This is a genomic window from Ancylobacter amanitiformis (genome assembly GCF_030814815.1).
In the GTDB taxonomy this organism is placed as follows: domain Bacteria; phylum Pseudomonadota; class Alphaproteobacteria; order Rhizobiales; family Xanthobacteraceae; genus Ancylobacter; species Ancylobacter amanitiformis.
On record NZ_JAUSVR010000005.1, the window covers coordinates 1 to 13270 of the forward strand.

Below are 13270 nucleotides of genomic sequence, written 5' to 3' on the forward strand. Positions count from 1 at the left end.
GCTCCCGCAGGTCAGTCGATAGAGGTCGGACCATGCGATGCTGGCCTCCGCCCAGCCAGCATCTTGAATCACAACTTCCCCAAAACTGGAATCCCCTCGATTCAATCAAACGCAGAAAAGCTCTAGAGGGGGGCGCTTTCGCCAGCTACCGCGATAGAGACGTTTGTTTTGAATTGAGCGCCCTTGGCCATAATGGCCGCCGCCGCATTCCGCTAATGCGGGTGGAATGGCGCTCGCGCCGAGGTGGGCATTCCAATCAGCGCAAGACGGGATGCCAAGGCCCGTGGGCCGGTAAAAGGGTTCCTGCAACCCATATCCATACGTTTGAGGCTAATTGGCTAACTGAGAAAGATCGCATGCGTAAGGGAGACCTTCCGTGCGCCGAGCCCATAGGAGAAGAAATCCAATCATTTGAAGAGCTTCGCGCTTATGTCGGAAGACGCTTTAGAATCAATAACATAGTCATTGTGCCGCCCCCGGATTGGAGGTACGATCTGTTCGATGAAGGCGATGGGCATCATGGCGGCAGAGACCGATAGGGCTGTTGAAGCAGTGGCCCGTGATTTGGTGCGCGCCGAGCGCATCAACGGTTCATGGTACCTCAATCTTCCCATGCTTTATCCTGACGGATCGTTCGTAACCGTTAGAATCGATCAGGCGCCGGGTGGAAGCGTCCGGGTGAGCGACGCTGGGTTCGCTTATCGTGAAGCTGACAGAGTTGAAGCCTCTCGCTCATTCCGGCGGGCCGCAAACGCCATCGCTGAGAGCGCGGATGTCTCGGTCGGTGATAAGTCCATTTTCGTCGTTGCTCACATAGACGAGCTTGAGCGAGCTATCGCCGACGTTGCTCAGGCGTCTTGGAAAATCGCGGATCGAATTTGCCAGCGCGTTTGGGATGGGGAGGGAGACGAGCTCCCGGCGTCCCTGAAAGATCGGCTAGAAAAGCTTTTCGGGGCAAGCAGCCTCCAAGAAGGCGCAAAGATATTGGGAAAATCAACAAACGAGTGGGAAGTGTCAGCCGCTGTTAAGCTCCCTGATCACCTAGCGATTTTCCAAACTGTGCGCGACCACGCTAACTCGATATACCGGGCGGCGACCGCGTTTAGCGACATTTCGCAGCTTCCATCGCCGCCTAGGCTTATTGCGGTCGTGCAAAGCAAAGAGGCGCTTGGGAGCCGGATATCTCTTCTCGCCCCCGCGAAGGTTATTGAGGAAGAGCAGCCCGATTCCCTATTCCTAAGGGCAGCGGCATAATGGCGATTTCGCTAGTGGAGGCTTTAAAGACCAATCGTTTGAGCGATTTTATCGCCCAAGAAGAAGCGCGCGGCGTCGGATCGGCCGATAAGGCCGACCTAGACCGCACTCTTTCCGCCCTTATCAAATCGCCCCAATCAGAAGATCGAACATCGCGTTCTTCATCTCGCGATGGTTCGACCGGAACGAAAACTCGCTGAGATAGCGGCCCATGTACTTTCCGCTGACGTGAATATGCGTCGAGCGGACGGACGCCTTGAACAGGCGCCAGAAGGCCTCGACGCTGTTCGTGCTGTGCGTCGCGCCATGGCGGTAATCGTAATAGGCCCACTCCTTGGCGCCATGCTTGACCGAGCCGTGCACGTAGCCGTCTCCGGTGAGTAAGCCGTAGGACATCAGTTCGTCGGTGGACACGACGGAGCCCGGCTCAACGTTCCGGTTCACCACATCGCGAAGGGTGGCCTTCTTCACGTCCGGGATAACCTCAGTCGTCAGGCGCCCGCCGCGCTCTTTCATCCCCATGACGATGGTCTTGCCCGCAGCGCCACGGCCACGCTTGCCGGGACGATGACCGCCGACGTAAGCCTCGTCCGCTTCAACGTGCCCCTGGAGCATCGCGAAGCCGTCCGCCTTCTCCATAAGCTGGCGGATTTGCTGGCCCATGCGCCATGCGGTCTTGTAGGTGACGCCAAGGGCGCGCTCCAGCTCCTTGCCGGAAACGCCGTGGCGGGTCACAACGAACAGATAGATCGCATAGAACCACGTCTGGAGCGACGTGCGGCTGTCCTGAAAGATCGTGCCCGCGCAGGGATACACATGAACGCCACAAGCGGCACACGCGAAGGCGCGACGGTCGGTGATCTTGTGGAAGGTCGCTTCCTTGCCGCAGCGCTCGCACACATGGCGCATGCCATAACGCACTTCCATGATGTGGTTCAGGCAAACCTCATCATTCGGGAAGCGGGCGAAGAACTGGCTGACGGTGAGCTTTTCGGACGACATGGCGACAACCTCTATTGTCACCAATATGCCCCAAGCTCATACTTGCGTCAAGGGGATAATCGCCAATGTTTTTGCCACGATTATCACGCCACATACCTATTATATTGTGTCTAAATTTTTCAACACCTTCAATTGATACGCAAGAACCTATCAAGCTTGCTTTCAATAGCAATTCTATGCCGTGCCCAGTGAGGTGCAGGGCGGGTGGAAACATCTCCTGATCATATTCCCGCGACTCGCGAATGGCATTCGCAGCATAGAGATAGCCTCTTGCCGCTTGAAGCCAGGCACGATGGTCGCTGACCGGGGAAAGTTCCTGCTGCTCATCTTCCATCACCCACCCCGCGCCACCCCCTTCAGCCGATACAGCGCCTCCAGCGCCTCGCGCGGGGTCATCTCGTCGGGGTTCAGCCCGGACAGCGCAGCCTTTACCGCTTCCGCCACCGGGTCGGCCTTCACGATCGGGCCGGGCGCGGCGGGCGGGGGGGCGCGGTTGATGGCGGCGAAGAGCGGCAGGTCGTCGAGGATGCGCTGCGCGGGCGCGGCGCGGTCGGCGTTTTCCAGTTCCGTCAGCACCGCCCGCGCGCGCGCCACCACCATGGGCGGCAGGCCGGCGAGCTTGGCCACCTGGATGCCATAGGAGCGGTCCGCCGCGCCCGGCACCACCTCGTGCAGGAAGATCACCTCGCCCTCCCACTCCTTCACCTTCACCGTCGCGTTGACGAGGCGCGGCAGGCGCTGCGACAGCGCGGTCAATTCGTGGAAATGGGTGGCGAACAGGCCACGGCAGCGGTTCACCTCGTGCAGGTGTTCGAGACTCGCCCAGGCGATGGACAGGCCGTCAAAGGTCGCGGTGCCGCGGCCGATCTCGTCGAGAATGACCAGCGAGCGTTCCGTCGCCTGATTGAGGATGGCGGCGGTCTCGACCATTTCCACCATAAAGGTGGAGCGCCCGCGCGCCAGATCGTCCGCCGCGCCGACGCGCGAGAACAGCCGGTCGACCACGCCGAGACGGGCCGACGTCGCCGGCACGAAAGAACCGGCCTGGGCGAGGATGGCGATCAGCGCGTTCTGCCGCAGAAAGGTCGACTTGCCCGCCATGTTGGGACCCGTGACCAGCCAGATGCGGCCGGAGGGCGGCTTGCCCTTGCCCCCCACGGGTGCCGAGAGGTCGCAATCATTGGCGACGAACGGCCCGCCCGAGGCCCCGTGATCGCGGCGCAGCGCCTGCTCGACCACCGGATGGCGCCCCCCCTCAATGGCAAAATCCAGCCCGTCATTCACCTCGGGCCGCACATGGCCCTCATCCACCGCGAGCTTGGCCAGCCCGGCGGTGACATCGATCACCGCCAGCGCCTCGGCGCAGGCGCGGATGGCGTCGGCCTGTTCCATCACCGCGACCACCAGCTGGTCGAAGATGCGCTGCTCGAAGGCGAGCGCGCGCTCGCCGGCGCTGGCGATCCTGGCTTCCAGCTCGGCGAGTTCGATGGAGGTGAAGCGCATCGCCCCCGCCATGGTCTGGCGGTGCACGAAAACGACATCGAAGGGCGGCTCGCGCAGGCGGTCGGCATTCTGCTGGCTGACTTCGACATAATAGCCGAGCACCGCATTGTGCCGGATCTTCAGCGCGCGCACGCCGGTTTCCTCGACATAGCGGCGCTCCAGCGCCGCCACCACGCGCCGGCTCTCGTCGCGCAGCGCGCGGGTGGCGTCGAGTTCGTCGCTATGGCCGGGCCGGGTAAAGCCGCCATCGCGCCGGTTGAGCGGCAATTCGTCGTCGAGCGCCGCGTGCAGCGTCACGGCCAGCGCGGGATCGACCGCGCCGAGCCGGCGGGCGGCCTCGGTCAGTTCGGCCGGGGCCGGTGAGGCGGCGATCCGGCGGGCGATTTCCAGCCCTTCACGCAGCCCCCGCCCGATGGCGGCGAGATCGCGCGGACCGGCCCGCCCGAGCGCGATGCGCGACAGCGCGCGGGCAAGGTCCGGCGCGCCGGCCAGCCGCTCGCGCAAGGCGCCGCGCAGGCCGGTCTCCTCGACCAGATGTTCCACCGCGTCCAGCCGCCCGGCAATGGCGACGGGATCGGTCAGCGGCTCGGCGAGGCGGCGGGCGAGCAGGCGCGCGCCGGCCGAGGTAACGGTGCGGTCCACCGCCGCGCACAGGCTGCCCGCGCGATCGCCCGTGGTGGTGCGCAGGATCTCGAGATTGGCGCGCGTGGCGGGGTCGATCACCATCGCCGCGCTGGACGCCTCGCGCTGCGGCCGGCTGAGCGGGGGACGGGCGCCGAGCTGGGTGCGCTCGATATAGGCCACCACGGCGGCGGCGGCGATCAGCTCGGCGCGCGAGAAGCTGCCGAAGGCCTCCAGCGTCGCCACCTGGAAGAAGCCGGCGAGCCGGCGCTCGGCGCCCGCCCCGTCGAAGCTCTCCTTCGGCAGCGGCGTCACCGCCGGCAGCGTGCGCCACAGCGCCTTGAATGCCGGCTCGTCATAGATGGCATCGGCAACCAGCAGTTCGGCCGGCTCGATGCGGGCGAGGTCGGCGGCGAGGCGCGCGGCGTCGGTCTCGGTGACGCGGAAGCTGCCGGTCGAGATATCGGCCAGGGCGAGCGCATAGACATAACCATCGCCCCGACCATCGCCCCGGCCGGCATCCTCGCCCTCCCCGCCCTTCACCCGCGCGAGGCTGGCCAGCACGTTGTCGCGGCGGGCGTCGAGCAGCGCGTCCTCGGTGAGCGTGCCGGGGGTGACGAGGCGGATCACGTCGCGCTTCACGACACTCTTGGGGCCGCGCTTCTTGGCCTCGGCGGGATCCTCGATCTGCTCGCACACCGCGACGCGGTAGCCGGCGACGATCAGCCTGTTGAGATATTCCTCGGCGCGCTCCACCGGCACGCCGCACATCGGGATATCCTCGCCCTGGTGCTTGCCGCGCTTGGTGAGCACGATGCCCAGCGCGCGCGCGGCGAGTTCGGCGTCCTCGAAGAACAGTTCGTAGAAATCGCCCATCCGGTAGAACAGAAGGCTGCCGGGATTGGCGGTCTTGATCTCGATATATTGCGCCATCATGGGGGTGACGCGCTCGGCGTCGCCTCCCGCCTTGGGCGCGGCGGGGCCGGGCGCGGCGGCGGGGGCGGCGGCGGCGGCGGGGGCGGCGGCGGGGGCCGGCTTGTTCACGGGTACATTCATGGCGATGACGCTGGCAGAGGCGGGCGCGGCGTTTCAAGCATCACGGCCGGTTATCCCCTCACTCATTTAGGAGACGGGCGCCTTCCGGCGCCGGGAAGCGGCCCTACCGGCCGGAAGGCGCGTCAAAGCTCGATGCCGCGCATCGCCTCGGGGTCCATCAGCCCCATCAGCCGGCCCGCCGCCGTGCGCGCCAGGCGCAGCGTCAGCGCCTTGCGCGTCGCGCCCGGCAGGGGGTGGCGCGGCGCCTCGCGGATGAGCCCGGCGCCGAACTGGTCGGCCACCAGCACGCCGGTCTCCTCGGGCAGGATGTCGAGCGGAAAATCGGGCGATACCGCGAAGAACAGCCGGTCGCAATGCAGGCGATACTCGACCCATTTGCGGTCGGTGCGGAAGTCGATGACCGAGGACTTGATCTCGATCACCCACACCTCGCCGCGTGCGTCGATCGCGGCGATATCGGCGCGCCGGCCCGAGGCGAGCCCGAATTCCGGCACGCCCATCAGCCCGCGCGCCGCGAGATAGCGCAGCGTCCCGCGCTGGAGGGCACGGGCCGTCTCGGACTGGCGCCCGTCGACGGGCATCGTGAGCGGGCTGAGGGCGAAAGCGGGTTCGGACACGGCGGGCGCGATCGGGGCTTCACACGGGAGCCGTACTCTATCCGTTCCCGTGGCGGGATGGGAAGAGCGCGCGGTCGGCCGGATCGCCGGGCCGGGCGGCGACGGCTTACGGCGCACGCGCGATTGGTCTATAGGCGGGTCGACCCCGCCGGTATCCCTGCCATGGCCGCATATTCAACCGACCCCGCACCCGACCCCGCCGACGGCGCGGCGGCCCCTCATGCGCCGCCGGGCCTGGTGCAATTGTTCCTCGGCTTCCTCTCGGTCACGGTGGTCGCCTTCGGCGGCGTGCTGCCCATTGCCCGCCGCGCGCTGGTGGAACGCTATCGCTGGGTGACGCCGGAGGAATTCACCGAGTTGATCGGGCTCGCGCAGTTTCTGCCCGGGCCGAACATCGTCAATCTCGCGGTGGTGGTCGGCGGCCGGTTTCGGGGCCCGCTCGGCGCGCTCGCCGCCTTTCTCGGGCTGACCCTGGTGCCGGCGGTCGGCGTGGTGCTGATAAGCGTGGTGTTCACCCGCTACGGCGATATCGCGGCGGTATCGAACATGCTGGCGGGTCTGGCGGCGGCGGCGGCCGGTCTCGTCATCGCCATGGCCGCGCGCATGGCCGAACCGCTCTGGCGGCACCCGCGGCTGCACAGCAGCGCCATCGCCCTCGCCGCCTTTCTGGCGATGACGGTCGTCAGCCTGCCGATGGCGCAGGTGATGGCCGTGCTGCTGCCGGCGGCACTGGCGCTCTCGTGGTGGGCGAACCGGCGATGAGCGACGACAGCCCGATCACCGCGCTGGTATTGCACTTCCTGCTGATCTCGCTGCTCGCGGTCGGCGGCGCCAACGCGGTGCTGCCGGAAATGCACCGGCAGGTGGTGGAGGTGGCCGGCTGGATGAGCAATGCCGAATTCGCCCGAACCTTCGCCATCGCACAGGCGGCGCCCGGCCCCAACATGCTGGTGGTGACGCTGATCGGCTGGCAGGTCGCCGGCGCGTGGGGGGCGCTGGCGGCGACGCTCGCCATGTGCGGGCCGACCTGCGTGCTGGCCTATATCGTCGGCGGTATCTGGCACCGCTTCCGCGAGGCGCGCTGGCGCCGGGTGGTGCAGGGCGCGCTGGTGCCGCTGGCCATCGGCCTGATCGCCGCCTCGGGCGTCGTGCTCGCGCAGGGCGCGGCCCGCTCGGTGCCGACCGCGCTGTTCACCGCGGCGACGGCGATCGTGCTGTATCGCACCCGCCTCAGCCCGCTCTGGATGATGGCGCTTGGCGCCGGGCTCGGCGCGCTGGGCCTCATCTGACCCGGCTCAATCGGGCAAGGGGGCGGCGGGAATGGCGGTCGCATCCTCGCCGCGGGAAAAGGGGGGCAACTGCGCGCCGGCCAGCGGCGCCGCGGCGGGACGTGGCGGCAGGCCGGCATGAAGCCGGCCGACCACCGCGAAGGCGCAGATCAGCGCCGCGATGCCGAAGGCGACCGAGCCCACCGCCTGCCCGGCGAGAACGCCCGTCGCGCCGAACCAGTGCCCGCCGGCCCAGACGAAGGGCACGGTGCCGAGCGTCGCCCGCCCCCAGTTGAACAGCGTGGACAGCAGCGGCGCGCCGAGATTGTTGAAGGCGGCATTGGCGACGAACAGCGTGCCGATGAACACGAAGCTGCCCGCCGCGTAGAGACAGAAGAACTCGACCAGCCCGACACCCTCCGCCGACAGGCCGAACACCGAGGCCAGCGGCTGGCGCGCCAAAGCGAGCAGCAGCCAGACCAGCGCGACATAGACGAGGATCAGCTTGAGGCTGTCGCGCACCGTCTGGCGCACCCGGTCGTAGCGCTGCGCGCCGACATTCTGGCCGATCACCGGGCCGATGGCGCCGGTCAGCGCGAAGATCGGCCCGAAGGCGACCGGGATCACCCGGCCGATCACCGCCCAGGCCGCCACCGCCGCATCGCCATGCGCCGCGAGCGCATGGGTGATGTAGGCATTGCCGACCGGGGTGGCGATGTTGGTGAGGATGGCCGGCACCGCGATGGCCGACAGCGGCGCCACGTCGCGCAGGAAATGCGCCACGCTCGGCACCGAGGCCAGCTTGTGCACCCGTACCACGGCGTAAAGGCCGTAAGCCGCCATCACCACGCGCGCGATCACCGAGGCGATGGCCGCGCCCTCGACGCCGAAGCCGAGGCCGAGAATCAGGAGGGGATCGAGCACCGCGGTGGCAAGCCCGCCCGACAGTGTCACCCACATGGCGCGCCGGGCATCGCCCACCGCGCGCAGCGTGCCCGAGGCCGCCATGCCGATGCCGAGCAGCGGGGTCGAGGGCAGCACGATGAAGAGAAAATCGCGGGCCAGTTCCTGCGTGCGCCCGCTCGCGCCGAGCAGGGTCAGCAGCGGGCTGACCAGCGGCAGCATCACCGCCGCCAGAAGCGTCGTCACCAGCGCCATGTAGACGAAGGAGGAGGTGGAGAGCCGGCGCCCGTCCTCCGGCGCGCCGCCGCCGACGGCGCGCGAGACCAGCGCCGAGCCGGCGATCATGACCCCGATGGCGACCGAGGTGGTGAAGAACATCACCGTGCCGGCATAGCCGATCGCCGCCGCCAGTTCCTCCTCGCCGAGCAGCGAGATGTAGAACAGGTTCAGCAGGTCGACGAGGAACACCGCGACGAGGCCGATGGAGCCGGTCGCCGTCATGACCGCGACATGGCGCAGCGTCGAGCCTTCGACGAATCGGGCCTTGAACGGGCGTCCCGGCGAGGGGGCGGCAACCGGGGCGGCAACCGGGGCGGCGGCGGAATCGACGGGGTCGGGCATGCTCATGATGCCTGACATATGCCATGGCGCCCGCGGTTCCAGATAGGCGGGCTCGCGCAACAGTGCGTTTGCGCGCGCGCCGCCAATGGCGCGCCGTGAGGGCCGGCAGCGAGGAGCGCCGGGCGGGAGCGCCGGGCAGGAGCGCGGCGAGGCCTGATCCGGATACCCCCGCGATCCCGTGCCGATGCGGCCGGCACCGGAATGATTGAGAAGCGTCATCGAAATCGGCTAGAAGGGCACGCTTTCAACCGGGCCACCGGACGCCGGACCTCCTTCCGGATGCCCGGCGCCGCCGAGCCGCGAGACGGAACCGCCATGAGCGCCGACATCAGCGCCACCATCAGCGCCGAACCCATTGACGACCACGCCAAGGCCCGCGTGCTGGTGCAGGCGCTGCCGCACATGCAGCGCTATGACGACGCCATCATCGTGGTGAAATATGGCGGCCACGCCATGGGCGACGAGCAGGTGGCGCGTGATTTCGCGCAGGACATCGTGCTGCTCGAACAGTCCGGCGTGAACCCGGTCGTGGTGCATGGCGGCGGGCCGCAGATCGGCGCCATGCTGGCCAAGCTCGGCATCAAGTCGGAATTCGCCGCCGGCCTGCGCATCACCGACAAGGCCACCGTCGAGATTGTCGAGATGGTGCTGGCCGGCTCCATCAACAAGTCGCTGGTGGGCTTCATCAACGAGGCCGGCGGCAAGGCGCTGGGGCTGTCCGGCAAGGACGGCAACATGGTGGTTGCCTCCAAGGTCACGCGCTCCGTGCGCGATCCCGGCTCCGATATCGAGCACGAGATCGATCTGGGCTTCGTCGGCGAGCCCTCCAGCGTCGACACCACCGTGCTCGACCAGATCCTCGGCCGCGAGCTGATCCCAGTGCTGGCGCCGGTCGCCACCGGCAAGGATGGCGGCACGTTCAACGTCAATGCCGACACCTTCGCCGGCGCCATCGCCGGCGCGCTGGGGGCCAAGCGGCTGTTGCTGCTGACCGACGTGCCGGGCGTGCTCGACCGCAACAAGGAGCTGATCAAGGAACTCACCATCGGCGAGGCGCGCGCGCTGATCGCCGACGGCACCATTTCGGGCGGCATGATCCCGAAAGTTGAGACCTGCATCTACGCGCTGGAACAGGGCGTGGAAGGGGTCGTCATCCTCGACGGCAAGGTGTCGCATTCGGTGCTGCTGGAACTGTTCACCGATCACGGCGCCGGCACGCTGATCACCCGCTGAGCGGTTCCGAACTCGCCCTCTCCCCGCGGGGAGAGGGCTGGGGTGAGGGGGAAGCGCGGCTCCCAGTCCCGGAGCACGATGCCCCTCACCCGGCGCGGCGCGCCGACCTCTCCCCGACGGGGAGAGGTCAAGGCCACTGCTTTCTCTTGTGCTCTGACGGGCCGGGCGCCATCAGCCGTCCTTTGTCCCTCGCCGCGCCGCCCGCTCTTCGCTATGGATGGGCCATGACCACGTCCTTCCGCACCGCCCCCACCGCGCGCGTTTCCTTCGCCCATGTCGATACCTGGGTGTTCGACCTCGACAACACGCTCTATCCGCCGGGCCTCGATCTCTGGCGGCAGATCGACATGCGCATGCGCAGCTACATCGCCGACTATCTCGGCCTGTCGCTCGACGACGCGTTCGCGCTGCAGAAGAACTATTACCGCACATACGGCACCTCGCTGCGCGGGCTGATGATCGAGCACGGCATGGACCCGGACCCGTTCCTGGCCAATGCCCACGCCATCGACCTCGCCTCGCTCGACCCGGCCCCCGCGCTGGGCGCGGCGATCGGCGCGCTGCCCGGCCGCAAGCTGATCTATACCAACGGCTCGCGCCGCCATGCCGAGCAGGTGCTGGGCAAGCTCGGCATTTCCGAGCATTTCGCCGACGTGCACGACATCGTCGCCGCCGAGTTCCATCCCAAGCCGCAGGAAACCGCCTATCGCGGCTTCCTCGCGCGCTTCGCGATCGACCCCGCCCGCGCGGCGATGTTCGAGGACCTTGCCCGCAACCTGGAAGTTCCTGCGCAACTCGGCATGCGCACCGTGCTGGTGGTGCCCCCGCGCCAGGCCGCCGCCCCCGCCGACCGCGAGGCGTGGGAGAATGAAGGCTTCGACAGCGCGCATATCGACGTGGTGACGGACGACCTCGCGGCCTTCCTCACCGGCCTGCGGGCCGGCTGACCGGCGGGCGACGCCCCGACCGGGCGCCGCCCGCCACTTGGGGGGCCACTCAGGCGTTGACAGAACCGCCCGGCGACCGGACAAGACGCGCCGTACAGCGGGAGAGTGTCATGTCGAGCCAGCTTCAGAGCACCATCGAGAACGCCTTCGAGAACCGGGCCGAGGTCAATTTCGAGACCGGCGGCGCGATCCGTCACGCGGTGAACGAGGCGCTCGGCCTGCTCGATGCCGGCACGCTGCGCGTCGCCGAGCCCGGCGCCGATGGCGACTGGACCGTCAACCAGTGGCTCAAGAAGGCGGTGCTGCTCTCCTTCCGCCTCAACGACATGACCGCCATTCCCGGCGCGCCGGGCGGCGCCCACTGGTGGGACAAGGTGCCCTCCAAGTTCGAGGGCTGGGGCGAGAGCGAGTTCCGCGCTGCCGGCTTCCGCGCCGTGCCGGGCGCCATCGTGCGCCGCTCGGCCTTCATCGCGCCGAATGTCGTGCTGATGCCCTCCTTCGTCAATCTCGGCGCCCGCGTCGATGCCGGCAGCATGGTCGATACCTGGGCCACGGTCGGCTCCTGCGCGCAGATCGGCAAGAACGTGCATCTGTCGGGCGGCGTCGGCATTGGCGGCGTGCTGGAGCCGCTGCAGGCCGGCCCGGTCATCATCGAGGATGACTGCTTCATTGGCGCCCGCTCGGAAGTGGTGGAAGGCGTCATCGTCCGCCGCGGCTCGGTGCTCTCGATGGGCGTGTTCATCTCCGCCACCACCAAGATCGTCGACCGCGCCACCGGCGAGATCTTCGTCGGCGAAGTCCCGGCCTATTCCGTCGTGGTGCCCGGCGCGCTGCCCGGCCGGGCGCTGCCGAACGGGGAGCCTGGCCCCTCGCTCTATTGCGCGGTCATCGTCAAGCGCGTGGACGAGCAGACCCGCTCCAAGACCTCGATCAACGACCTGCTGCGGGACTGATCGGGACGCGGCCCGCCCGCCGCGATGGCGACCCAAAGGCCGCGCAAGTTGGAAGAAGCGCTGCGGGCAATACCGCTGAAGGAGGGGCCGATGGCCGAGGCGAAGGTGACTGATCCGGTCGAGATCCTGCGCAATCTCATCCGCTGCCCCTCGGTGACGCCCGAGGAGGGCGGCGCTCTCGCCTATCTCGACGCGCTGCTGTCCAATGCCGGCTTCACCACTCATCGGGTACGGCTCACCGGCCCGGACACGCCGGATGTGGAGAACCTCTACGCCCGCTTCGGCAGCAAGGGCCCCAATCTCTGCTTCGCCGGCCATACCGACGTGGTGCCGCCCGGCGATGCCGCGCAATGGCGCTTTCCGCCTTTTGAGGGGGCGATCCAGGACGGTCTCATCTACGGGCGCGGCGCGGTCGACATGAAGGGCGGCGTGAGCGCCTTCATCGCCGCCGGCCTCGATGTCGCGGCCGCCCATGGCCATGATGGCGACAGCGAGAGCCTGCCGGGCTCTATCTCCTTCCTCATCACCGGCGACGAGGAAGGCCCGGCTATCAATGGCACCGAGAAGATGCTGCGCTGGCTGGCCGACCGCGACGAGCGCATCGACCATTGCGTGCTGGGCGAGCCGACCAGCCGCGCCGCGCTTGGCGACATGGTGAAGATCGGCCGGCGCGGCTCGCTCTCGGCCACGCTCACCGTGCATGGCAAACAGGGTCATGTCGGCTATCCCCACCTCGCCGAAAACCCCATTCCCGGCATGGTGCGCCTGCTGGCGGGACTCGACGGCGCCCCACTGGATAGTGGCAGCGCGCATTTCCAGGCCTCCAACCTCGAAGTGGTGTCGGTCGACGTGGGCAACACGGCCTTCAACATCATTCCGGCGGAGGCGGTCGCCCGCTTCAACATCCGCTTCAACGAATTGTGGAATCCGGTGACGTTGAAGGCGGAGATCGAGCGCCGGCTGGCCAGCGCCGCCGGCAACAGGGTGCATTTCAGCCTCGCGTTCGAGCCGCGCTCGTCCGACAGTTTCCTCACCGCGCCGGGCGGCTTCGTCGACCTTGTGGTCGAATCGATCGCGGCGACGCTCGGCCGGCGGCCGGAACTGTCGACCACGGGCGGCACGTCGGATGCCCGCTTCATCAAGGATTACTGCCCCGTGGTCGAGTTCGGCCTGGTCGGCACCACGATGCATGCGGTCGACGAATCGACACCGATCGACGAGGTCGGAGCGCTCAAGCGCGTCTATGCCGACATCGTCGCGCGCTATTTCGCCGCCTTCGGGCGCTAGGCGTT

Annotated in this window: 12 protein-coding genes; 7 read left to right on the top strand and 5 right to left on the bottom strand. The window is 67.8% G+C overall.

Translation table 11 applies throughout. From position 1 onward, the window contains the following. Window positions 1-501 precede the first annotated feature (501 nt). Complete coding sequence (locus QOZ99_RS09235; RefSeq protein WP_306889687.1) at window positions 502-1254, top strand: hypothetical protein; 753 nt, start codon at window positions 502-504, stop codon at window positions 1252-1254. A 123-nt stretch (window positions 1255-1377) separates the two neighbouring features. Here QOZ99_RS09235 and QOZ99_RS09240 read toward each other — a convergent pair whose 3' ends face one another. The 4 genes from QOZ99_RS09240 to QOZ99_RS09255 all read right to left on the bottom strand — a co-directional run bounded on the left by QOZ99_RS09240 (window position 1378) and on the right by QOZ99_RS09255 (window position 6017). Beyond that, the gene (locus QOZ99_RS09240) at window positions 1378-2256 is read right to left on the bottom strand and encodes an IS1595 family transposase (RefSeq protein WP_306889688.1); all 879 of its coding nucleotides are present in this window, start codon (window positions 2254-2256) and stop codon (window positions 1378-1380) included. Next, window positions 2204-2590: a hypothetical protein gene (locus QOZ99_RS09245; RefSeq protein WP_306889689.1), complete on the bottom strand. Its 387-nt coding sequence runs from the start codon at window positions 2588-2590 to the stop codon at window positions 2204-2206. The genes QOZ99_RS09240 and QOZ99_RS09245 overlap by 53 nt, the downstream gene beginning before the upstream one ends. Beyond that, window positions 2590-5436 (bottom strand): DNA mismatch repair protein MutS, encoded by a 2847-nt coding sequence (gene mutS, locus QOZ99_RS09250; protein ID WP_370876825.1) that lies wholly within the window; start codon window positions 5434-5436, stop codon window positions 2590-2592. The genes QOZ99_RS09245 and mutS overlap by 1 nt, the downstream gene beginning before the upstream one ends. A gap of 122 nt (window positions 5437-5558) precedes the next feature. Continuing rightward, window positions 5559-6017 (bottom strand): MmcB family DNA repair protein, encoded by a 459-nt coding sequence (locus tag QOZ99_RS09255; protein ID WP_370876828.1) that lies wholly within the window; start codon window positions 6015-6017, stop codon window positions 5559-5561. A gap of 198 nt (window positions 6018-6215) precedes the next feature. On the opposite strand from QOZ99_RS09255, the gene QOZ99_RS09260 reads away from it, so the two are divergent. Both QOZ99_RS09260 and QOZ99_RS09265 read left to right on the top strand, forming a co-directional pair. After that, complete coding sequence (locus QOZ99_RS09260; protein ID WP_306889691.1) at window positions 6216-6815, top strand: chromate transporter; 600 nt, start codon at window positions 6216-6218, stop codon at window positions 6813-6815. Continuing rightward, the gene (locus tag QOZ99_RS09265) at window positions 6812-7342 is read left to right on the top strand and encodes a chromate transporter (RefSeq protein WP_306889692.1); all 531 of its coding nucleotides are present in this window, start codon (window positions 6812-6814) and stop codon (window positions 7340-7342) included. Before QOZ99_RS09260 ends, QOZ99_RS09265 begins: the two co-directional genes overlap by 4 nt. 6 nt (window positions 7343-7348) lie before the next feature. On the opposite strand, the gene QOZ99_RS09270 is transcribed toward QOZ99_RS09265, so the two are convergent. Further along, window positions 7349-8845, bottom strand: a complete 1497-nt coding sequence (locus tag QOZ99_RS09270; protein WP_306889693.1) for an MATE family efflux transporter — start codon at window positions 8843-8845, stop codon at window positions 7349-7351. Window positions 8846-9160: 315 nt separating this feature from the next. On the opposite strand from QOZ99_RS09270, the gene argB reads away from it, so the two are divergent. The 4 genes from argB (at window position 9161) to dapE (ending at window position 13265) form a co-directional block, all read left to right on the top strand. Beyond that, complete coding sequence (gene argB / locus QOZ99_RS09275; protein WP_306889694.1) at window positions 9161-10078, top strand: acetylglutamate kinase; 918 nt, start codon at window positions 9161-9163, stop codon at window positions 10076-10078. A 224-nt stretch (window positions 10079-10302) separates the two neighbouring features. After that, the gene (locus tag QOZ99_RS09280; RefSeq protein ID WP_306889695.1) at window positions 10303-11025 is read left to right on the top strand and encodes a pyrimidine 5'-nucleotidase; all 723 of its coding nucleotides are present in this window, start codon (window positions 10303-10305) and stop codon (window positions 11023-11025) included. A 110-nt stretch (window positions 11026-11135) separates the two neighbouring features. Then, window positions 11136-11978, top strand: coding sequence for a 2,3,4,5-tetrahydropyridine-2,6-dicarboxylate N-succinyltransferase (gene dapD / locus QOZ99_RS09285; RefSeq protein ID WP_306889696.1), 843 nt, complete (start codon window positions 11136-11138; stop codon window positions 11976-11978). Between the two features lie 90 nt (window positions 11979-12068). Further along, window positions 12069-13265 carry a succinyl-diaminopimelate desuccinylase gene (gene dapE, locus QOZ99_RS09290; RefSeq protein ID WP_306889697.1) on the top strand — a complete coding sequence of 399 codons (1197 nt, stop codon included), beginning with the start codon at window positions 12069-12071 and terminating at the stop codon, window positions 13263-13265. The last annotated feature ends 5 nt before the right edge of the window (window positions 13266-13270 follow it).

Coding starts and splice junctions, on each gene's coding strand:
- QOZ99_RS09235 (WP_306889687.1), top strand. CDS start 502: ATGAAGGCGATGGGCATCATGGCGGCAGAGACCGATAGGGCTGTTGAA.
- dapE (WP_306889697.1), top strand. CDS start 12,069: ATGGCCGAGGCGAAGGTGACTGATCCGGTCGAGATCCTGCGCAATCTC.
- QOZ99_RS09260 (WP_306889691.1), top strand. CDS start 6,216: ATGGCCGCATATTCAACCGACCCCGCACCCGACCCCGCCGACGGCGCG.
- QOZ99_RS09280 (WP_306889695.1), top strand. CDS start 10,303: ATGACCACGTCCTTCCGCACCGCCCCCACCGCGCGCGTTTCCTTCGCC.
- argB (WP_306889694.1), top strand. CDS start 9,161: ATGAGCGCCGACATCAGCGCCACCATCAGCGCCGAACCCATTGACGAC.
- QOZ99_RS09270 (WP_306889693.1), bottom strand. CDS start 8,845: ATGCCCGACCCCGTCGATTCCGCCGCCGCCCCGGTTGCCGCCCCGGTT.
- QOZ99_RS09245 (WP_306889689.1), bottom strand. CDS start 2,590: ATGGAAGATGAGCAGCAGGAACTTTCCCCGGTCAGCGACCATCGTGCC.
- QOZ99_RS09255 (WP_370876828.1), bottom strand. CDS start 6,017: ATGCCCGTCGACGGGCGCCAGTCCGAGACGGCCCGTGCCCTCCAGCGC.
- mutS (WP_370876825.1), bottom strand. CDS start 5,436: ATGAATGTACCCGTGAACAAGCCGGCCCCCGCCGCCGCCCCCGCCGCC.
- QOZ99_RS09265 (WP_306889692.1), top strand. CDS start 6,812: ATGAGCGACGACAGCCCGATCACCGCGCTGGTATTGCACTTCCTGCTG.
- QOZ99_RS09240 (WP_306889688.1), bottom strand. CDS start 2,256: ATGTCGTCCGAAAAGCTCACCGTCAGCCAGTTCTTCGCCCGCTTCCCG.
- dapD (WP_306889696.1), top strand. CDS start 11,136: ATGTCGAGCCAGCTTCAGAGCACCATCGAGAACGCCTTCGAGAACCGG.